The sequence below is a fragment of the Pseudorhodoferax aquiterrae genome (assembly GCF_014652235.1).
Lineage (GTDB): Bacteria > Pseudomonadota > Gammaproteobacteria > Burkholderiales > Burkholderiaceae_C > Pseudorhodoferax > Pseudorhodoferax aquiterrae.
In genome coordinates this window covers 37,794-56,178 of record NZ_BMYK01000022.1, presented here as the reverse complement: position 1 = coordinate 56,178, position 18,385 = coordinate 37,794, and the positions used below count along the sequence as shown (strand labels likewise).

At 69.2% G+C, this 18,385-nt stretch carries 14 protein-coding genes; 12 read left to right on the top strand and 2 right to left on the bottom strand.

What is annotated here, in order from left to right; translation table 11 throughout:
* The 12 genes from IE209_RS25170 (at position 1) to IE209_RS25115 (ending at position 16,774) form a co-directional block, all read left to right on the top strand.
* Complete coding sequence (locus IE209_RS25170) at positions 1–1,071, top strand: ABC transporter permease (RefSeq protein WP_189689629.1); 1,071 nt, start codon at positions 1–3, stop codon at positions 1,069–1,071.
* A complete protein-coding gene (locus IE209_RS25165; RefSeq protein WP_189689628.1) occupies positions 1,068–2,702 on the top strand; it encodes an ABC transporter ATP-binding protein in 1,635 nt (544 codons plus the stop codon). Before IE209_RS25170 ends, IE209_RS25165 begins: the two co-directional genes overlap by 4 nt.
* A 177-nt stretch (positions 2,703–2,879) precedes the next feature.
* Positions 2,880–3,467: a ribosome maturation factor RimP gene (gene rimP / locus IE209_RS25160; RefSeq protein ID WP_189689678.1), complete on the top strand. Its 588-nt coding sequence runs from the start codon at positions 2,880–2,882 to the stop codon at positions 3,465–3,467.
* A 54-nt stretch (positions 3,468–3,521) separates the two neighbouring features.
* Entirely contained in the window at positions 3,522–5,018 is a 1,497-nt protein-coding gene (gene nusA, locus IE209_RS25155) for a transcription termination factor NusA (RefSeq protein ID WP_189689627.1), read from the top strand.
* Between the two features lie 24 nt (positions 5,019–5,042).
* Entirely contained in the window at positions 5,043–7,973 is a 2,931-nt protein-coding gene (infB, locus tag IE209_RS25150; RefSeq protein WP_189689626.1) for a translation initiation factor IF-2, read from the top strand.
* A 144-nt stretch (positions 7,974–8,117) separates the two neighbouring features.
* Positions 8,118–8,489 (top strand): 30S ribosome-binding factor RbfA, encoded by a 372-nt coding sequence (gene rbfA / locus IE209_RS25145; RefSeq protein ID WP_189689625.1) that lies wholly within the window; start codon positions 8,118–8,120, stop codon positions 8,487–8,489.
* A 3-nt stretch (positions 8,490–8,492) separates the two neighbouring features.
* Positions 8,493–9,443 (top strand): tRNA pseudouridine(55) synthase TruB, encoded by a 951-nt coding sequence (gene truB / locus IE209_RS25140; RefSeq protein ID WP_189689624.1) that lies wholly within the window; start codon positions 8,493–8,495, stop codon positions 9,441–9,443.
* A complete protein-coding gene (gene typA, locus IE209_RS25135; RefSeq protein WP_189689623.1) occupies positions 9,440–11,266 on the top strand; it encodes a translational GTPase TypA in 1,827 nt (608 codons plus the stop codon). Before truB ends, typA begins: the two co-directional genes overlap by 4 nt.
* 197 nt (positions 11,267–11,463) lie before the next feature.
* Positions 11,464–12,825 carry a dicarboxylate/amino acid:cation symporter gene (locus IE209_RS25130; protein ID WP_189689622.1) on the top strand — a complete coding sequence of 454 codons (1,362 nt, stop codon included), beginning with the start codon at positions 11,464–11,466 and terminating at the stop codon, positions 12,823–12,825.
* 76 nt (positions 12,826–12,901) lie between these two features.
* The gene (locus IE209_RS25125) at positions 12,902–13,594 is read left to right on the top strand and encodes a DUF6781 family protein (RefSeq protein WP_189689621.1); all 693 of its coding nucleotides are present in this window, start codon (positions 12,902–12,904) and stop codon (positions 13,592–13,594) included.
* A gap of 10 nt (positions 13,595–13,604) precedes the next feature.
* Entirely contained in the window at positions 13,605–15,416 is a 1,812-nt protein-coding gene (locus IE209_RS25120; protein ID WP_189689620.1) for a sensor histidine kinase, read from the top strand.
* On the top strand, positions 15,413–16,774 hold the full coding sequence (locus IE209_RS25115) for a sigma-54-dependent transcriptional regulator (RefSeq protein ID WP_189689619.1): 1,362 nt from the start codon (positions 15,413–15,415) through the stop codon (positions 16,772–16,774). The genes IE209_RS25120 and IE209_RS25115 overlap by 4 nt, the downstream gene beginning before the upstream one ends.
* Before the next feature lie 6 nt (positions 16,775–16,780).
* On the opposite strand, the gene IE209_RS25110 is transcribed toward IE209_RS25115, so the two are convergent.
* Together IE209_RS25110 and IE209_RS25105 are read right to left on the bottom strand one after the other, a co-directional pair.
* A complete protein-coding gene (locus IE209_RS25110) occupies positions 16,781–17,599 on the bottom strand; it encodes an SDR family NAD(P)-dependent oxidoreductase (protein WP_189689618.1) in 819 nt (272 codons plus the stop codon).
* Positions 17,596–18,375, bottom strand: a complete 780-nt coding sequence (locus IE209_RS25105) for a citryl-CoA lyase (RefSeq protein ID WP_189689617.1) — start codon at positions 18,373–18,375, stop codon at positions 17,596–17,598. The genes IE209_RS25110 and IE209_RS25105 overlap by 4 nt, the downstream gene beginning before the upstream one ends.
* Between the last annotated feature and the right edge of the window lie 10 nt (positions 18,376–18,385).

The following is an 18,385-nucleotide window of genomic DNA, read 5'->3' as shown; positions in this document are numbered from 1 at the left end:
ATGCCGCCCATCGCCTCGGCCTCGGCAGCGCCGACGGCCGAACCCCGCCATCTCTCGCCCGGCCGCCGCGCCTGGCAGCGCTTTCGCCGCAACAAGCTGGGTTTCTGGAGCCTGGTCCTCTTTGCCACGCTCGTCGTGCTGAGCCTGTTCGCCGAGGTGCTGTCCACCGACAAGCCGCTGGTCGTGCGCTACGAGGGCCAGACCTATTACCCGGTGCTGCGCGATTACTCGGAGAAGGTCTTCGGCGGCGACTTCGAGACGCCGGCCGACTACCTGGATCCGTTCATCCGCGAGCGCATCACCAGCGGCGGCAACTGGGCCGTCTACGCGCCCAACCCCTATGGCCCGCGCACGCTGAACTACTTCGCGAGCAAGCCCAACCCGGCCGCGCCCTCGACCGAGAACTTCTTCGGCACCGACGACCGCGGGCGCGACCTGCTGGCCCAGCTCATCTACGGCTTTCGCGTGAGCGTGCTGTTCGCGCTCGCGCTGACGGCCATCGGCGTGGTGCTGGGCGTGCTGGCGGGCGCCATCCAGGGCTACTTCGGCGGCAAGACCGACCTCGCGTTCCAGCGCTTCATCGAAATCTGGGGCTCCATGCCCGAGCTCTACCTGCTCATCATCTTCAGCGCCATCTTCGCGCCCAGCGTGGCGCTGCTGCTGGTGCTGCTCTCGCTGTTCGGCTGGATGGGGCTGTCGGACTACGTGCGGGCCGAGTTCCTGCGCAACCGGCAGATGGACTACGTGCGCTCCGCGCGCGCGCTGGGCGTGTCCAACGTGCAGATCATGTGGCGCCACATCCTGCCCAACTCCATGGTGCCGGTCGTGACCTTCCTGCCGTTCCGCATGAGCGCGGCCATCCTGGCGCTGACCTCGCTGGACTTTCTGGGCCTGGGCGTGCCGCCCGGCACGCCCTCGCTGGGCGAGCTGCTGAGCCAGGGCAAGGCCAACATCGACGCCTGGTGGATCTCCATGTCCACCTTCGGCGTGCTGGTGCTCACGCTCTTGCTGCTGACTTTCATGGGCGACGCGCTGCGCGATGCGCTCGATCCGCGAAAGGCCGAAAAATGACCCAGCCGCTGTTGCTCAATGCCAAGCAGCTGCAGGTGTCCTTCGGTGGCCACACCGTGGTGCATGGCGTGGACTTCGCGCTGGCCCCGGGCGAGAAGCTCGCGCTGGTGGGCGAATCCGGCTCGGGCAAGACCGTCACGGCGCTGAGCCTGCTGCGCCTGGTGCCGGACGCGCGCGTCACAGGCCAGGCCCTGTTCCAGGGCCGGGGGGGCTGGACCGACCTCGTGACCCTGCCAGAGCGCGACCTGCGCGCGATTCGCGGCCAGGAGATCGCCATGATCTTCCAGGAGCCGATGACGGCGCTGAACCCGCTCTACACCGTGGGCGAGCAGATCGCCGAGGTGCTGCAGCTCAAGCAGGGCCTGCTGCGCGGCGAGGCCTGGCGCGAGGCCGTGCGCCTGCTCGGCGACACCGGCATCCCCGAGCCCGAGCGGCGTGCCGGTGCCTATCCGCACCAGCTCTCGGGTGGCCAGCGCCAGCGCGCCATGATCGCGATGGCGCTGGCCTGCAAGCCCGCGCTGCTGCTGGCCGACGAACCCACCACGGCGCTGGACGTGACGCTGCGCGGCCAGATCCTGGACCTGCTGTCGGACCTGCAGCGCGGGAACGGCATGGCCGTGCTGCTGATCACGCACGACCTGAACCTGGTGCGCCGCTTCGCCGACCGCGTGGCTGTCATGGAAGCCGGCCACATCGTGGAGCAGGGCCCCGTCGAACAGGTCTTCGCCCAGCCCAGGCACCCCTACACCCGCCGCCTGATCGACAGCCGGCCGCAGCGCGACGTGCAGGAAACCCCGGCCGAGGGCGCGCCCGTGCTGCGCGCCGAAGGCCTGCGCGTGAGCTACCCCGTCACGCTGCCCGGCATCGCGGGCTGGTTCCGCAAAGGCCGCTTCGAGGCCGTCAAGGGTGCGGACTTCGCCGTGCCGCCGGGCCGCACGCTGGGGGTGATCGGCGAGTCGGGCTCGGGCAAGTCCACGCTGGCGCTGGCCGCGCTGGGCCTGCTGCCGTGCCAGGGGCGGCTGGACGTGGCCGGCGGTGCCTGGGGCGGCGGCCGCCGTGCCGAGCTCGCGCTGCGCCGTGCCGTGCAGGTGGTGTTCCAGGACCCTTTCTCCTCGCTGTCGCCGCGCATGACCATCGAGGAGATCGTCGGCGAGGGCCTGCGCGTGCATGCGCCGGCGCTCACGCCCGAGCAGCGCCGCCCGCGCGTGCAGGCCGCGCTGGCCGACGTGGGCATGACGGCAGAGCGCTTTCCGAGCCTGCTGCAGCGCTATCCGCACGAGTTCTCGGGCGGCCAGCGCCAGCGCATCGCGATCGCCCGGGCGCTGATCGTCGAGCCCACGCTTGTGGTGCTGGACGAACCCACCAGCGCGCTGGACGTGACGATCCAGAAGCAGGTGCTCGAGCTGCTACAGAAACTACAGCGCTCGCGCGGCCTGGCCTACCTGCTGATCACACACGACGTGGACGTGGTGCGGGCCATGGCGCACGACGTGATCGTCATGAAGGACGGTGCCATCGTCGAATCCGGCCCGGCCGACCGGCTGCTGGACCACCCCGAACACCCCTATACGCGCAGTCTGGTGGCGGCCGCCGCACCTGTGGGTGTACACAGCGCGCCCAATTTGGGCTAGAATCCGCGCTTCACGACCAAATGGGCGGGTAGCTACCGGCCCATTTTTTTTGGTCGCTTGATTTTGGGGCTTGGGCAAGCACATAGGCAGGCAGTTTGGACTGCGGTGCCGTCGCCTGTTTTGCCCAAGTCGTGTCGGTGGTGTGTGTTGTTCGGGCAGATGGCCCAAAGGAGAGCCGTGGCGTTGCAGGAGCTGGTGACCAAGACCGTCGAAGGTCTGGGATACGACTTGGTGGAGATCGAGCGCTCCGCCGGGGGCTTGCTGCGCATCACGATCGACCATCCCTGGGTGCCTGGCACCGAGCAGTTCATCACGGTCGAGGACTGCGAGAAGGTCACGCGCCAGCTGCAGTTCGGCCTGGAGGTCGAGGGCGTGGAATACCGCCGGCTCGAAGTGTCCTCGCCCGGCATCGACCGCCCGCTGCGCAACGAAGCCGATTTCGAGCGCTTCGCCGGCGAACTGGTCGACCTCACGCTCAAGGCCCCGCTGGGCACCGCCGCGGGCGGCCAGGTGGCCGCCAACCGCAAGAAGTTCCGCGGCCGGCTCGAACGCGTGGCCGCTGCCGCCGAGGGCCAGCCGGCGCAATGGCAATTGCTGTGGAGCGACGAGCCGCCCGCGCCCAAGCCCGGGCAGAAGCCTTCGCGCAAGAAGGTCGAACTGCCGGTGCACGTGCTGGGCTTCACGCTGGATGAACTGCGCGATGCCCGGCTGGCGCCGGTGGTGAATTTCAAGGGCCGCGGCAACAGCGCGGCCGCCGAAGAATGAGGGACACCCCTGGGATGTCCCCGCAACGAATGAAGACTGCAGGAGAAGCATGACATGAACCGCGAAATGCTGATGTTGGTCGACGCGATCTCGCGCGAGAAGAACGTGGAGCGCGATGTCGTGTTCGGCGCGGTCGAGGCCGCCCTGGCCCAGGCCACCAAGAAGCTCTACCAGGGCGACGTGGACATCCGCGTCGCCGTGGACCGCGACAGCGGCGTCTACGAGACCTTCCGCCGCTGGTTGGTCGTGCCCGATTCCGCCGGCCTGCAGAACCCGGAGGCCGAGGAGCTGTACTCCGACGTCAAGGAAGACATCGCCGACATCGAAGAGGGCGACTACATCGAAAAGCCGGTGGAGTCGGTGCCGATCGGCCGCATCGGCGCGATGGCGGCCAAGCAGGTGATCCTGCAGAAGATCCGCGACGCCGAGCGCGAGATGCTGCTCAACGACTTCATGAGCCGTGGCGACAAGATCTTCGTCGGCACCGTCAAGCGCATGGACAAGGGCGACATCATCGTCGAGAGCGGCCGTGTCGAAGGCCGGCTGCGCCGCAGCGAGATGATCCCCAAGGAGAACCTGCGCACGGGCGACCGCGTGCGGGCCATGATCATGGAGGTCGACCTCACGCTGCGCGGCGCGCCCATCATCCTGTCGCGTTCCTCGCCGGCCTACATGGTCGAGCTGTTCCGCCAGGAAGTGCCCGAGATCGAGCAAGGTCTGCTGGAGATCAAGTCCTGCGCCCGCGACCCGGGCTCGCGTGCCAAGATCGCCGTGGTCTCGCACGACAAGCGCGTGGACCCGATCGGCACCTGCGTCGGTGTGCGCGGCACGCGCGTCAACGCGGTCACCAACGAACTGGCCGGCGAGCGCGTGGACATCGTTCTGTGGAGCGAAGACCCGGCGCAGTTCGTGATCGGCGCACTGGCCCCGGCCAATGTCTCGTCCATCGTGGTGGACGAAGAGCGCCATGCCATGGACGTGGTGGTCGACGAGGAGAACCTCGCGATCGCGATCGGCCGTGGCGGCCAGAACGTGCGCCTGGCGGCCGAGCTGACCGGCTGGAAGATCAACATCATGGACGCCGCCGAATCGGCGCAGAAGCAGGCCGAGGAGACCGACTCCAGCCGCCGGCTGTTCATGGAAAAGCTCGATGTGGACGAAGAGATCGCCGACATCCTGATCTCCGAAGGCTTCACCAGCCTGGAGGAAGTGGCCTACGTGCCGCTGCAGGAAATGCTGGAGATCGAAAGCTTCGACGAAGAGACGGTCACCGAGCTGCGCGCCCGCGCCAAGGACGCGCTGCTGACCATGGAAATCGCCAAGGAAGAAGGCGCGGAAGGGGTGTCGCAGAACCTGCGCGACCTCGAAGGCCTGTCGGCCGAGATGATCGACAAGCTCCAAGCGAACGGGGTGAACACCCGCGACGATCTGGCCGACCTGGCCGTCGACGAACTCACAGATATCACAGGCCAGTCCGCGGACGAGGCCACGGCCCTGATCATGAAGGCGCGCGAGCACTGGTTCTCCAGCGACGCCGCTTCGCATGAGTAATGGCTATGAAAGGTTGCGCAGTACATGTCCACCACCACCGTCGCTGAATTCGCCTCCGAACTGAAGAAGCCCGCCGAGACCCTGCTGGAACAGCTCAAGGGCGCTGGCGTCGCCAAGTCTTCCTCGGCCGACACCCTGTCCGAGACCGACAAGCAAAAGCTGCTGAGCTACCTGCAGGCCAGCCATGGCACGCAGAGCGCCGAGCGCAAGAAGATCACGCTGGTCAAGAAGTCGACCACCGAGATCAAGCAGGCCGACGCCTCCGGCCGCGCCCGCACCATCCAGGTCGAGGTGCGCAAGAAGCGCACCTTCATCAAGCGCGACGACGCTGCCGAAGGCGAAGTGCAGACCGAGGGCCACGAGGAAGCCGAGCGCGCCGCCGCCGAGCGTGAAGAGGCCGAACTTGCCCGCCGCGAGGAGGAAGCCCGCCAGCAGGCCGAAGCCCTGCGCCGCCAGGAAGAAGAACTGGCCGAGCAGCGCCGCCAGCGCGACGAGCAGGAGCGCCGCGACCGCGAGGCCGCCGAGCAGGCCGAGCGCGAAGCCGCTGCCGCCGCCGCGGCGGCCGAAGCCGCACGCAAGAGCGCCGAGCAGGCGCAGGCCCAGGCCGACGCCGCCCGTGCCGCCGAGGCCAAGCCCGCGGCGGCTCCGGCGCCCGCGCCCGCGCCCGCACCTGCTGCAGCCCCGGCACCCGACAAGGCGGCGCCCGCTGCGGCCGCTCCCGCTGCCGCCAAGGCCCGCGCCGACGAGGAAGCGGCACGCGCCAACGAACTGGCCGAGCGCCGCCGCAAGGCCGAGGCCGAGGCGGCCGCCATCCGCTCCATGATGGCTGCACCCAAGAAGGTGCTGGTCGCCAAGAAGGAAGAACCCAAGCCCGTCGCCAAGCCGGCCGAAGCGGCCAAGCCCGGCGTCAAGGGCACGCTGCACAAGCCCACCACGCCTGGCGCGCGCCCGGCCGTGGGCGCACGCCCGGGTGCGCCGGCCCCGGCCGGCCCCGGCGGTGGTTCCGGCAAGGAAATCAAGTCGGCCAAGACGTCTTCCGCCTGGGCCGGCGATCCGGCCAAGAAGAAGGCGATCCCGACGCGCGGCGACTCCAGCGGCGGCGTGGGCCGCGGCAACTGGCGCAGCGGCCCGCGTGGCCGCCGTGGCGACAGCCGTGACCAGCGCGACGACCACATGCAGTCCGCACCGGCGGAAGCCCGCGTCATCGAAGTGCACGTGCCCGAGACCATCACGGTGTCCGAGCTCGCGCACAAGATGTCGATCAAGGCGTCCGAGGTCATCAAGCACCTCATGAAGCTGGGCCAGATGGCGACCATCAACCAGCCGCTGGACCAGGACACGGCCATGATCGTGGTCGAGGAAATGGGCCACAAGGCCGTCGTGGCGGCGCTGGACGATCCGGAAGCCTTCACCGACGAGGAAGCGCAAGGCCACCAGGCCGAGGCGCTGCCGCGTGCGCCCGTGGTCACCGTCATGGGCCACGTGGACCACGGCAAGACCTCGCTGCTGGACCGCATCCGCACCACCAAGGTGGCGGCGGGCGAGGCCGGCGGCATCACGCAGCACATCGGCGCCTACCACGTCGACACGCCGCGCGGCATGGTGACCTTCCTGGACACCCCGGGCCACGAGGCCTTCACGGCCATGCGTGCGCGTGGTGCCCAGGCCACCGACATCGTGATCCTGGTGGTGGCGGCCGACGACGGCGTCATGCCGCAGACCAAGGAAGCCATCAAGCACGCCAAGGCGGCCGGTGTTCCCATCGTCGTGGCGATCAACAAGATCGACAAGCCCGAAGCCAACAGCGAGCGCGTCAAGAGCGAGCTGGTCGGCGAAGAGGTCGTGCCCGAGGAGTTCGGCGGTGATTCGCCGTTCGTCGAGGTGTCGGCCCGCACCGGCCAGGGCATCGACGAGCTGCTCGAGCAGGTGCTGCTGCAGGCCGAAGTGCTGGAACTGAAGGCGCCGGTGGAAGCCGCCGCCAAGGGCCTGGTCATCGAAGCCCAGCTCGACAAGGGCCGCGGCCCGGTCGCCACCGTGCTGGTGCAGTCCGGCACGCTCAAGATCGGCGACGTGGTGCTGGCCGGCTCGACCTCGGGCCGCGTGCGCGCCATGCTCGACGAGGACGGCCGCCCCTCCAAGGAAGCCGGCCCCTCGATCCCGGTCGAGATCCAGGGTCTCACGGAAGTGCCGCAGGCGGGCGACGAGTTCATGGTCATGGCCGACGAGCGCCGTGCCCGCGAGATCGCCACCTACCGTGCCGGCAAGTTCCGCAACACCAAGCTGGCCAAGCAACAGGCCGCCAAGCTGGAGAACATGTTCTCCGACATGACGGCGGGCGAGGTCAAGACGCTGCCCATCATCCTCAAGGCCGATGTGCAGGGTTCGCAGGAAGCGCTGTCGCAGTCGCTGCTCAAGCTCTCGACCGACGAGGTCAAGGTGCAGCTGGTCTACAGCGGCGTGGGCGGCATCAGCGAGTCCGACATCAACCTGGCGATCGCCTCCAAGGCGGTGGTCATCGGCTTCAACGTGCGTGCCGACGTCGGCGCGCGCAAGCTGGCCGAAGGCAACGGTGTCGACCTCAAGTACTACAGCATCATCTACGACGCCGTGGACGAGCTGAAGACCGCGATGGCCGGCATGCTGGCGCCCGAGAAGCGCGAAGAGATCATCGGCCATGCCGAGATCCGCACGGTGTTCGTGGCCTCCAAGATCGGTACGGTCGCCGGTTCCTACGTGCTCGACGGCGTGGTGCAGCGCAATGCCCACTTCCGCCTGCTGCGCGACAACGTGGTCATCTACACGGGCGAGATCGAGTCGGTCCGCCGCATGAAGGACGACGTCAAGGAAGTGCGCGAAGGCTTCGAGTGCGGTATCAAGCTGCGCAACTACAACGACATCCGCGAAGGCGACCAGCTCGAGATCTTCGAGATCAAGGAGATCGCGCGGACACTGTGACCACCCCAGTCTGCGCGCTGCGCGCTCCGCCAACCCCTCAAGGGGCGCCGTCTGCGGCCTGGCAAAGCCAGTTCCGCGACGGCCGCTGGCACCGGGAGCGCCATGCAAGCACCAGGGTGTCCGTCAAGCCGCCGAAACATTGACATGCCAGCCAAGAAGTCCGCAGCACCGAACCGCAGCCTGAAGGTGGCCGACCAGATCCAGCGCGATCTGACGGAGATCATCGCGCGCGAGTTGAAGGACCCGCGCGTGGGCATGGTCACGGTGCAGGCCGTCGAGGTCACGCCGGACTACGCCCACGCCAAGGTGTTCTTCACCGTGCTCGTGGGCGATCCGGCCGAGACGCAGGACGCGCTGAACCAGGCCGCAGGTTTCCTGCGCAACCACCTGTTCAAGCGCCTGCACATCCACACCGTGCCAACGCTGCACTTCCAGTTCGACCGCACCACCGAGCGTGCGGCCGACATGAACGCGCTGATCGCACGCGCCGTCGCTTCGCGCTCGAAAGACGACTAGCCCATGCAAGCGCCACGCACCAGGGTGCAGCGGCGCCCTGTGCATGGGGTGTTGCTGCTCGACAAACCGCTGGGCCTTTCCAGCAACGACGCCTTGCAGAAGGCCAAGTGGCTGCTGCGCGCCGAAAAAGCCGGCCACACCGGCACGCTGGACCCGCTGGCCACCGGCGTGCTGCCGCTGTGCTTCGGCGCGGCCACCAAGTTCAGCCAGTTGCACCTGGACGCCGACAAGACCTACGAGACCACGGTGCGCCTGGGTGTCACCACGACCACGGCCGATGCCGAGGGCGAGGTGCTGGCGCGGCGGCCCGTGGCCTGCAGCGTGGGCCAGGTGGTCGAGGTGCTGGACCGCTTCATGGGCCCGATCGCCCAGCTGCCGCCCATGCACAGCGCGCTCAAGAAGCACGGCAAGGCCCTCTACGAGTACGCGCGCGCCGGCCAGACCGTGGAGCGCCAGCCGCGCCACGTCGTCATCCATGCACTGGAGCTGCTCGAGATGCAGCTCCAAGGCGATGCGCCCTTCCTGCGCCTGAAGGTGCAGTGCTCCAAGGGCACCTACATCCGCACCCTGGGCGAGGACATCGGCGAGGCGCTGGGCTGCGGCGGCCACCTCGTGGCGCTGCGCCGCGTGGCCACCGGCCCGTTCGAGGCGGCCCAGTGCATCACGCTGGCCGAGCTCGAAGCCCTGAGCGAGGAACAGCGCCTGGCACGGCTGCTGCTTTGCGAAGCCCTGCTGCCCGAACACATGCGCGTCACGCTGTCCGGGCAGGATGCAGGCCGATTCCTGTCGGGCATGCGCAGGCGCGGTGCCTGGCCCGACGCCGATGCCGCCGCGGTGTTCGGCGACCAACCGCATGCCCTTTTGGGCACCGCCCACGTCAAGGCCGGGGAGCTGATCCCGTCCCGGCTGCTGAGCCCGACCGAAATCCAACAGATCCTGGAAACCCAAGCATGAGCAAACAGATCCGCAACATCGCCATCATCGCCCACGTCGACCATGGCAAGACCACCATGGTCGACCAGCTGCTGCGCCAGAGCGGCACCTTCGCCGAGCACGAGAAGGTCGTCGACACCGTGATGGACAACAACGCCATCGAGCGCGAGCGCGGCATCACCATCCTGGCCAAGAACTGCGCCGTGACCTGGAAGGGCACGCACATCAACATCGTCGACACCCCGGGCCACGCGGACTTCGGCGGCGAGGTGGAACGCGCGCTGTCCATGGTCGACGGCGTGGTGCTGCTGATCGACGCGCAGGAAGGCCCGATGCCGCAGACGCGCTTCGTGACCAAGAAGGCGCTGGCGCTGGGTCTGAAGCCCATCGTCGTCGTGAACAAGGTCGACAAGCCGGGCGCCAACCCCGACAAGGTCATCAACGCCGCCTTCGACCTGTTCGACAAGCTCGGCGCGACCGACGAGCAGCTGGACTTCCCGGTGGTCTACGCCTCGGGCATCAACGGCTGGTCCTCGCTGGAGGAGGGCGAGCCCAACGAGCAGTGGGGCACCGACATGTCGGCCCTGTTCGACACCGTGCTCAAGCATGTGCCGGCCCACCAGGGCGATCCGTCCGCACCGCTGCAGCTGCAGATCTCGGCGCTCGATTTCTCCAACTTCGTGGGCCGCATCGGCGTGGGCCGCGTCAACGCCGGCACGATCAAGCCCGGCATGGACGTGCTGGTCATGGAAGGCCCGGACGGCCCGTCCACCAAGGGCCGCGTGAACCAAGTGCTGACCTTCCAGGGCCTGGACCGCGTGCAGGCCACGGAAGCCGGCCCCGGCGACATCGTGCTGATCAACGGCATCGCCGAGATCGGCATCGGCGTGACGGTGACCGATCCGCAGAACCCTGCGCCGCTGCCCATGCTCAAGGTCGACGAACCCACGCTGACCATGAACTTCTGCGTCAACACGAGTCCGCTCGCCGGCCGTGAAGGCAAGTTCGTGACCAGCCGCCAGATCTGGGACCGCCTGCAGAAGGAACTGCAGAGCAACGTGGCGCTGCGCGTGAAGGAGACCGACGAGGACGGCATCTTCGAGGTGGCCGGCCGCGGCGAACTGCACCTGACCATCCTGCTGGAGAACATGCGCCGCGAAGGCTATGAGCTGGCCGTGTCCAAGCCGCGCGTGGTGTTCCGCGACATCGACGGCGTGCGCCACGAGCCCATCGAACTCGTGACGGCCGACATCGAGGAAGCCCACCAGGGCGGCGTGATGCAGGCGCTGGGCGAGCGCAAGGGCGAACTCGTGAACATGGAACCCGATGGCCGCGGCCGTGTGCGCCTGGAATACCGCATTCCGGCGCGCGGCCTGATCGGCTTCACGAACGAGTTCCTGAACCTCACGCGCGGCTCGGGCCTGATCAGCAACATCTTCGACAGCTACGAGCCGCACCGCGGCGAGATCGCCAGCCGCAAGAACGGCGTGCTGATCTCCATGGACGACGGCGAGATCTTCACCTATGCGCTGGGCAAGCTCGACGACCGCGGCCGCATGTTCGTGAAGGCCAACGACCCGGTGTACGAAGGCATGATCGTGGGCATCCACAGCCGCGACAACGACCTCGTCGTCAACGCCACGCGCACCAAGCAGCTGACCAACTTCCGCGTCTCGGGCAAGGAAGACGCGATCAAGATCACGCCCCCGATCGACCTCACGCTGGAGTACGGCGTGGAGTTCATCGAGGACGACGAGCTGGTCGAGATCACGCCCAAGAGCGTGCGCCTGCGCAAGCGCTTCCTCAAGGAGCACGAGCGCAAGCGCGCCAGCCGCGAAGCCTGATCGCGGCCTGGCCGTCAGGGTTAACCCTTGAAACGGCCTCCGGATCTCCGGAGGCCGTTTTGCTTGCGCGTCCGGCAGCCCGGACCATCGGTGCGCCAGGCTTTCACAATGGCCTTGCAAATCAATGGCTTGAGCAGGATCCCCAGGTGGCATGGGCATTGCGAAGTGGCTGCTTTCCCACCCCGAAGAGACAAGCCATGGAGCCCGTCGCCAAGCCCCGTCCGTTCTACCGCTCGCTGTACTTCCAGGTCATCACCGCCATCGTGATCGGCGTGCTGCTGGGCCACTTCTACCCCGACACCGGCGCCGCCATGAAGCCGCTCGGCGACGGCTTCATCAAGCTGATCAAGATGATCATCGCGCCCATCATCTTCTGCACAGTGGTGGTCGGTATCGCCGGCATGGAGGACATGAAGCGCGTCGGCAAAACCGGTGGCTACGCGCTGCTGTATTTCGAGATCGTCTCCTCCATCGCGCTCGTCGTCGGCCTGGTCATCATCAACATCGTCAAGCCCGGTGCGGGCATGAACGTGGACGTGAGCCAGCTCGACACCCAGGGCATCGCGGCCTACACCAAGCCAGGCCAGATGCAGGGCACGGTGGACTTTCTGCTGCAGGTGATCCCGAGCACCGTGGTCGATGCCTTCGCCAAGGGCGAGATCCTGCAGGTGCTGCTGTTCTCCGTCATGTTCGGCTTCGCGTTGCACCGCTTCGGCGGCCGCGGCACGCTGGTGTTCGACTTCATCGAGAAGTTCTCGCACGTGCTGTTCGTGATCGTGGGCTACATCATGAAGGTCGCACCCATCGGCGCCTTCGGTGCCATGGCCTTCACGATCGGCAAGTACGGCGTGGGCTCGCTGGTGCAGCTGGGCCAGCTCATGGCCACCTTCTACGCCACCTGCCTGCTGTTCATCTTCGGCGTGCTGGGCGCGATCGCCAAGGCGCACGGCTTCTCGGTCTGGAAGTTCATCAAGTACATCAAGGAAGAACTGCTGATCGTGCTGGGCACCTCGTCCAGCGAATCGGTGCTGCCGCGCATCATGGCCAAGCTGGAGAACCTGGGCGTGCGCAAGTCCACCGTGGGCCTGGTCGTGCCCACGGGCTACTCCTTCAACCTGGACGGCACCTCCATCTACCTGACCATGGCCGCCGTGTTCATCGCCCAGGCCACCAACACGCCGCTGGACATCACGCACCAGATCACGCTGCTCTTGGTGCTGCTGCTCACGAGCAAGGGCGCGGCCGGCGTCACGGGCTCGGGCTTCATCGTGCTGGCGGCCACGCTGTCGGCGGTGGGCCATGTGCCGGTCGCCGGTCTGGCGCTGATCCTGGGCATCGACCGCTTCATGTCCGAAGCCCGCGCGCTGACCAACCTGATCGGCAACGGCGTGGCCACCGTGGTCGTGGGCAAGTGGACCGGCGACCTGGACACCGCCCGCATGCAGCGCGTGCTCGACAACGAAACCGGCGAGATGGCCGACGCGCCCGAGGCGGTGCTCGACGCCGTGGACCACCACATGCCCGCCGCAGCGCGGACCGCGGGCAACGCGCGGGCCTGAGCCCGACTTGGTGCAAGATGGGGGCAGGGCGCCGGGGCCGGCGTCCGCATCCGTCCTTTGCACCAGGAGACAAGCCATGGCAAGCAGCAAGACCGGCATCGACACCGAAGCCTTGATCGCCCAGTACGAACAGGCCACCAACAGGCAGGGCCAGGCCCTGCGCCAGGCCGTGCACGACACCACGCTCAAGGCCTTGCAGCAGCGCGAGCTCACGCTCAAGGCGATCAAGGAAGTGGTCAGGTCGGTGACCGAGGCGGCGGCCCAGGGTGCGGCGCGCAATACCCAGGGCGTGGACATCGACGCCATGCTGGCGCAGACCGTGGCCGGCGTCGACGATGCCGTGCGCCAGGCCGTGCAGGCCAGCCAGCGCGCGCTGCAGCAACTGCTGGACCAGGGGCTGGACCTGCGCGAGAAGCAGGTCAAGAAGGCCATGGACGACATCGAGAAGATGGAGGACATGGTGTTCCAGACCATGCGCAAGGCCACCAGCAGCGCAGCCCTCGCACCCATGCAGGGCGCCTGGGCCCAGGCCCTGATGCTGTTCGGCCAGGGCGACAGCGCCACCGGCCAGGCCGCGGGCGAAGCCGTGGAGCAACTGCTGGCCAAGGCCCAGGCGGCCGCGCGCGAGGGCCGGGCCTTCAACCAGCGCGCAGCCCAGGCCTTCATGGACCACTACGCCACCCTGGTCAGCGGTGTGCTGATCGGCATGTCCGAGGCCATGGGCGCCGCGCCGGCGGCCAAGCCCGCACCCGCGCGCAAGAGCCGCTGACAGGAGCGCGATGGCGGACCGCGCGCAGCCACCAGCCTTGCGGCTGCGCCGGTTCGTCCGCGCAACGGCCGCCGCGCTGCTGATCGGCCTGGCCGCCTGGGCCGGCAGCTGGCTCGCCATGCGCCAGGGCCTGGCCGCGCTGGAGCAGGTGGCGGCGCAGCGGCTGGAAGTGGCCGCCGCACGGCTCGATGCCCAGCTCGCGCGCTTCGACTTCCTGCCCTCGCTGCTGGAGACCTCGCCCGAGGTCATGCAGTTCCTGGCCCACCCGGAGGACGGCCAGCGCGGCTACGGCGTCAACCTGTACCTGCAGTCGCTCAACGCCATCGCGGGCTCCGACAACCTCTACCTGGTCGACCGCGCCGGCACCGCCATCGCGGCGGCCGACTTCGCCTTGCCGGGCACGCCCTATGGCCGTGACCTCTCGTACCGGCCCTATGTGCGCGACGCGCTGGCCAGCGGCCGCGGCCATTTCTACGGCGTGGGCGTCACCAGCGCCCGCGCGGGCTACTACCTCTCGTACGCGCTGCCCTCGCAAGGGCAGGCGCTGGGCCTGGCCACGGTCAAGGTGGACCTGGCCGGCATGGAGCAGGAGTGGCGCCAACTGCCGGGCCCCGTGCTCGTGGTGGACGAGCACCAGGTCGCCATCCTGTCCAGCCGCGACGACTGGCGCTGGCGCCCGCTGGTCGCGCTGACGGGCGAGGCGCGTGCCGAGGTGGCCACCGCACGCCGCTACGGACCGAGCAGCCTGGAGCCGCTGGGCTGGCACGACCGCGACCAGGGCGACGGCCTGGCCCGCCGACCGCCGGGCGACGGCCAGGCCCTTCGCGTGCAGGTCGACGGCAGGCCCTGGCTGGCCAGCACGCGCCAGGTGCACCAGGGCCGCTGGCAGCTGATCCTGCTCGACGACGAGGCCGCTGTGCGCGCCAGCGCGCGCAACTGGGCCTTCAGTGCCGCCTTGGCGACGGCGCTGCTGCTGGCCGCCGGCGCCTTGCTGGCCGCGCGCCGCCGCGCGATCCGCCAGCACCTGGCCAGCCGCGCGGCCCTGCAGCGCGCCCACGACGCGCTGGAACGCAAGGTGGCCGAGCGCACGGCGGCTCTGCAGGCCGCGCAGGACGAACTCGTCCATGCGGGCAAGCTCGCGGTGCTGGGCCAGCTCTCGGCCGGACTCGTGCACGAGCTCAACCAGCCGCTGGCCGCCCTGCAGACGGTTTCCGACAATGCCGACCAGCTGATCCAGCGCAACCGGCTCGAGGAGGCGCGCGCCAACCTGGCCCGCATCGGCCGGCTCGTGGGCCGGCTCAAGCGCCTGTCCTCGCAGCTGCGGCTGTTCGCGAGCAAGCCGGCGGACATCCTGGGCAGTGTCGAGCTGCTGCGTGTGGTGCAGGAGCTGCAACAGCAGCTGGCACCGCGCCTGCAGGAGGGCGGCATCGCGCTGTCGCTGGAAGGCTTGCCCGCCAGCCTGGCTGTGGCCGGCGACGAAAGCCGCATGGAGCAGGTGCTGGCCAACCTGCTGGGCAACGCCATCGACGCGCTGCAGGGCTGGCCCGGGCCGCGCCGCATCGAGGTGGCGGCCACGGTGGCCGGGGGGCGTGCGCGCGTGGCGATCCGCAACAATGGTCCCCTGATTCCGGACAACATCCTGGCCCGCATGTTCCAGCCCTTCATCACCACCAAGCCCGCCGGCAAGGGCATGGGCCTGGGCCTCATGGTCTCGGCCCACCTCGTGCGCGAGTTCGGCGGCACGCTGAGCGCCCACAACCTGGCGCCCACCGGCGCCGAGTTCGTGCTCGACCTGCCGTTGCGGCGCGGCGAGGCGGCATGACGCCCGAGCTGCACCCCATCCGCGTGGTCTTCGTCGAGGACGACGAGGACGTGCGCGCCGGCAGCGCCCAGGCGCTGGAGCTGGCGGGTTTCGCCGTGGCGCCCTACGAGTCGGTGGAGGCCGCGCGCCCGCATGTCACGCCCGGCATGCCGGCCGTGGTGGTCAGCGACGTGCGCCTGCCCGGCACCAGCGGCGTGGCCTGGCAGGCCGAACTGCGCCGGCTCGACGCCGAGCTGCCCGTGGTGCTCATGACGGGCCATGGCGACATCGCCATGGCCGTGCAGGCCATGCGGGAGGGCGCCTATGACTTCCTCGAGAAGCCCTGCAGTTCCGAGCAGCTCGCGGCGGTGGTGCGGCGCGCGGCCGACAAGCGCCAGCTGGCGCTGGAGGTGGCCTCGCTCAAGCGCCAGCTGGAAAGCTGGCCCGGCATCCAGGCCACGCTGCTGGGCCGCTCGGCCGCCATGCAGCGCGTGCGCGCGCTCGTGCGCACGCTCGCTGCCGCGCCGGCCGACGTGGTGGTCTACGGCGAGACCGGCACCGGCAAGGATCTCGTGGCGCGCTGCCTGCACGAACACAGCGCGCGCCGCCAGGGCCACTTCGTGCCGGTCAACTGCGCCGGTCTGCCCGAGTCGCTGGTGGACAGCGAGATCTTCGGCCACGAGGCCGGCGCGTTCACGGGCGCCACGCGCCGGCGCATCGGCAAGTTCGAGCATGCGCACGGCGGCACGCTGTTCCTGGACGAGATCGAGGGCATGCCGCTGCCCGTGCAGGCCAAGCTGCTGCGCGCGCTGCAGGACCGCAGCATCGAGCGCCTGGGCTCCAACCAGCCCGTGGCTGTGGACTGCCGCGTCATCGCCGCGAGCAAGGAAGACCTGCGCGTGGCCTCCGAGCAGGGCCGCTTTCGCAGCGATCTGTACTACCGGCTCGGCGTGGCCTTCATCGCGCTGCCGCCGCTGCGCGAGCGGCGCGAGGACATCCCGCTGCTGTTCGAGCACTTCGTGCTGCAGGCCGCGCGCCGCTACGAGATGCCCGCGCCGCTCGTCACGCCCGAGATCCTCACGCTGCTGATGGCCCACCGCTGGCCCGGCAACGTGCGCGAGCTGCGCAACGTGGCCGACCGCTACGTGCTGGGCCTCATGGACGAGGAACAGGCGCGGCTGCTGGGCGAGGGCGCGCCGGCCAGCAGCCTGCCCGAGCAGCTCGAGCAGATCGAGCGCGTGCTGGTGGCCGAGGGCCTGCGCCGCGCGCAGGGCGACGTGGGCGCCACGGCCAGTGCGCTGGGCATCGCCAAGCAGACGCTGTACGACAAGCTCAAGCGGCTGCGGCTGGAGGCAGCGACCTACCGCGTGGGCGAGTAGCGGCGTTCAGCTGTATTTGCCGGTCAGCCCGCCGTCCACCACCAGTTCCGTGCCGGTGACGTAGGCCGCCGCGTCCGACAGCAGGAAAGCGCAGGCATGGGCCACGTCCCAGGCCGTGCCCATGCGCTGCATGGGCACCTGGCGTGCCCGGGCCGCACGGGCTTCGTCCAGGCTGCTGTCGCTGAACATCTTCGCCACCGTGCCCGCGATGCGCGGCGTGTCGATGAGGCCCGGCACCACGGTGTTGGCGCGGATGCCCTGGCCCGCGTACTGCTGCGCCACCATGCGCGTGAACTGGGTGACGGCCGCCTTGGTCACGCTGTAGCCCAGGTGCGGGTAGCCCACGTAGCGCATGCCGGCCACCGAGGAGATCGCCACCAGCGCGCCGCGGCCGCGCGCGGCCATGGCCGGCAGCACCTGCTGCGCGCACAGCAGTAAGCTGCGCACGTTGACGGCGTGGATGCGGTCCAGGTCCTCGGCGCTGGTCTCCATGGGGCCGCCGGTCTTGCCGATGCCCACGTTGTGATGCAGCGCGTCGATGGGGCCGAAGCGGTCTCGGGCGGCGGCGAACAGCCGTTCCACATCCGCCGCGACCGCCACGTCGCCGACCAGGGTTTCGGCCTCGCCGCCCTCCGCGCGGATCAGCGCCGTGGTCTCGGCCGCCGAGTCGGCGTCGCGGTCGGCCACGCAGACGCGTGCGCCCAGGCGGGCATAGGTCACGCAGGCCGCGCGGCCGATGCTCCAGCCCGGGCCGGCCGAGCCGCCGCCCGCGACGAAGACCACGCGGCCCGTCAGGTCCAGCGGCAGGGCCGCCGGCGCCGTCATGCCGCGCCTTCCGGCTTCTTGCCCACGAAGGGAATCGCATGCTCCACCGTGTCCCAGATGAAGCGGCCCGAGGGGCTTTGCTGCTCCTCGACGATGTGGGCCACGAGGCCGGCCGCGCGCGAGATCACGGCGAAGCCGCGCATCACATTGGTCGGCACGCCGATCTCGCCCAGCAGCGCGGCCACGGCGCCCGTGGCGTTGATCGTGATGGGCCGGCCGGCCACTGCGTCCACGGCCTTCGACAAGGTCTCCAGCGCGCGGATGCGGTCGCCCTTCAATTCGGGCTCGGCGCGGCCCAGCTCCAGCAGCTTGTAGGCGCGCGGGTCCACGGGCTTGTGCAGGTGGTGGCCGAAGCCTGGCACGGCGCTCTTGGTCTCCTTGTGGTGGCGGGCGATCTGCAGCGCCTCGGCATCGGGATCGGCCGCGGCGGCGATGCGTTCGAGCAGCGGCGCGCAGTTCTCCATGGTGCCGACGAAGGAGCTGCCCACGGCCAGCAGGCCCGAGGCCACGGCGCCCTGCAGGTTCTCGGGCGCGCTCATGTAGACGAGGCGCGTGGCAATCGCGCTGGGCGTGAGGCCGTGCTCCATGAGCACGATCAGCACCACGTCGCAGATGCGCATGTCCACGGGCCGCGGCGGGCGCTGCAGGATCTGCATCAGCATCACTTCGGTGAAGCTGCGCTTGCCCATCAGGTCCTCGACGAGATTGGCATCGCCGTAGTGCAGGCTGGTCAGCGTGTGCGTGCACAAGCGGGTCTCGGGGGTCTTGGTCTTCATGCGTGTCTCC

What these genes read in the sequence shown, in the direction of transcription:
- IE209_RS25170 (WP_189689629.1), top strand. Translation starts at nt 1, where the DNA reads ATGCCGCCCATCGCCTCGGCCTCGGCAGCGCCGACGGCCGAACCCCGC.
- IE209_RS25165 (WP_189689628.1), top strand. Translation starts at nt 1,068, where the DNA reads ATGACCCAGCCGCTGTTGCTCAATGCCAAGCAGCTGCAGGTGTCCTTC.
- nusA (WP_189689627.1), top strand. Translation starts at nt 3,522, where the DNA reads ATGAACCGCGAAATGCTGATGTTGGTCGACGCGATCTCGCGCGAGAAG.
- infB (WP_189689626.1), top strand. Translation starts at nt 5,043, where the DNA reads ATGTCCACCACCACCGTCGCTGAATTCGCCTCCGAACTGAAGAAGCCC.
- rbfA (WP_189689625.1), top strand. Translation starts at nt 8,118, where the DNA reads ATGCCAGCCAAGAAGTCCGCAGCACCGAACCGCAGCCTGAAGGTGGCC.
- truB (WP_189689624.1), top strand. Translation starts at nt 8,493, where the DNA reads ATGCAAGCGCCACGCACCAGGGTGCAGCGGCGCCCTGTGCATGGGGTG.
- typA (WP_189689623.1), top strand. Translation starts at nt 9,440, where the DNA reads ATGAGCAAACAGATCCGCAACATCGCCATCATCGCCCACGTCGACCAT.
- IE209_RS25130 (WP_189689622.1), top strand. Translation starts at nt 11,464, where the DNA reads ATGGAGCCCGTCGCCAAGCCCCGTCCGTTCTACCGCTCGCTGTACTTC.
- IE209_RS25125 (WP_189689621.1), top strand. Translation starts at nt 12,902, where the DNA reads ATGGCAAGCAGCAAGACCGGCATCGACACCGAAGCCTTGATCGCCCAG.
- IE209_RS25120 (WP_189689620.1), top strand. Translation starts at nt 13,605, where the DNA reads ATGGCGGACCGCGCGCAGCCACCAGCCTTGCGGCTGCGCCGGTTCGTC.
- IE209_RS25115 (WP_189689619.1), top strand. Translation starts at nt 15,413, where the DNA reads ATGACGCCCGAGCTGCACCCCATCCGCGTGGTCTTCGTCGAGGACGAC.
- IE209_RS25110 (WP_189689618.1), bottom strand. Translation starts at nt 17,599, where the DNA reads ATGACGGCGCCGGCGGCCCTGCCGCTGGACCTGACGGGCCGCGTGGTC.
- IE209_RS25105 (WP_189689617.1), bottom strand. Translation starts at nt 18,375, where the DNA reads ATGAAGACCAAGACCCCCGAGACCCGCTTGTGCACGCACACGCTGACC.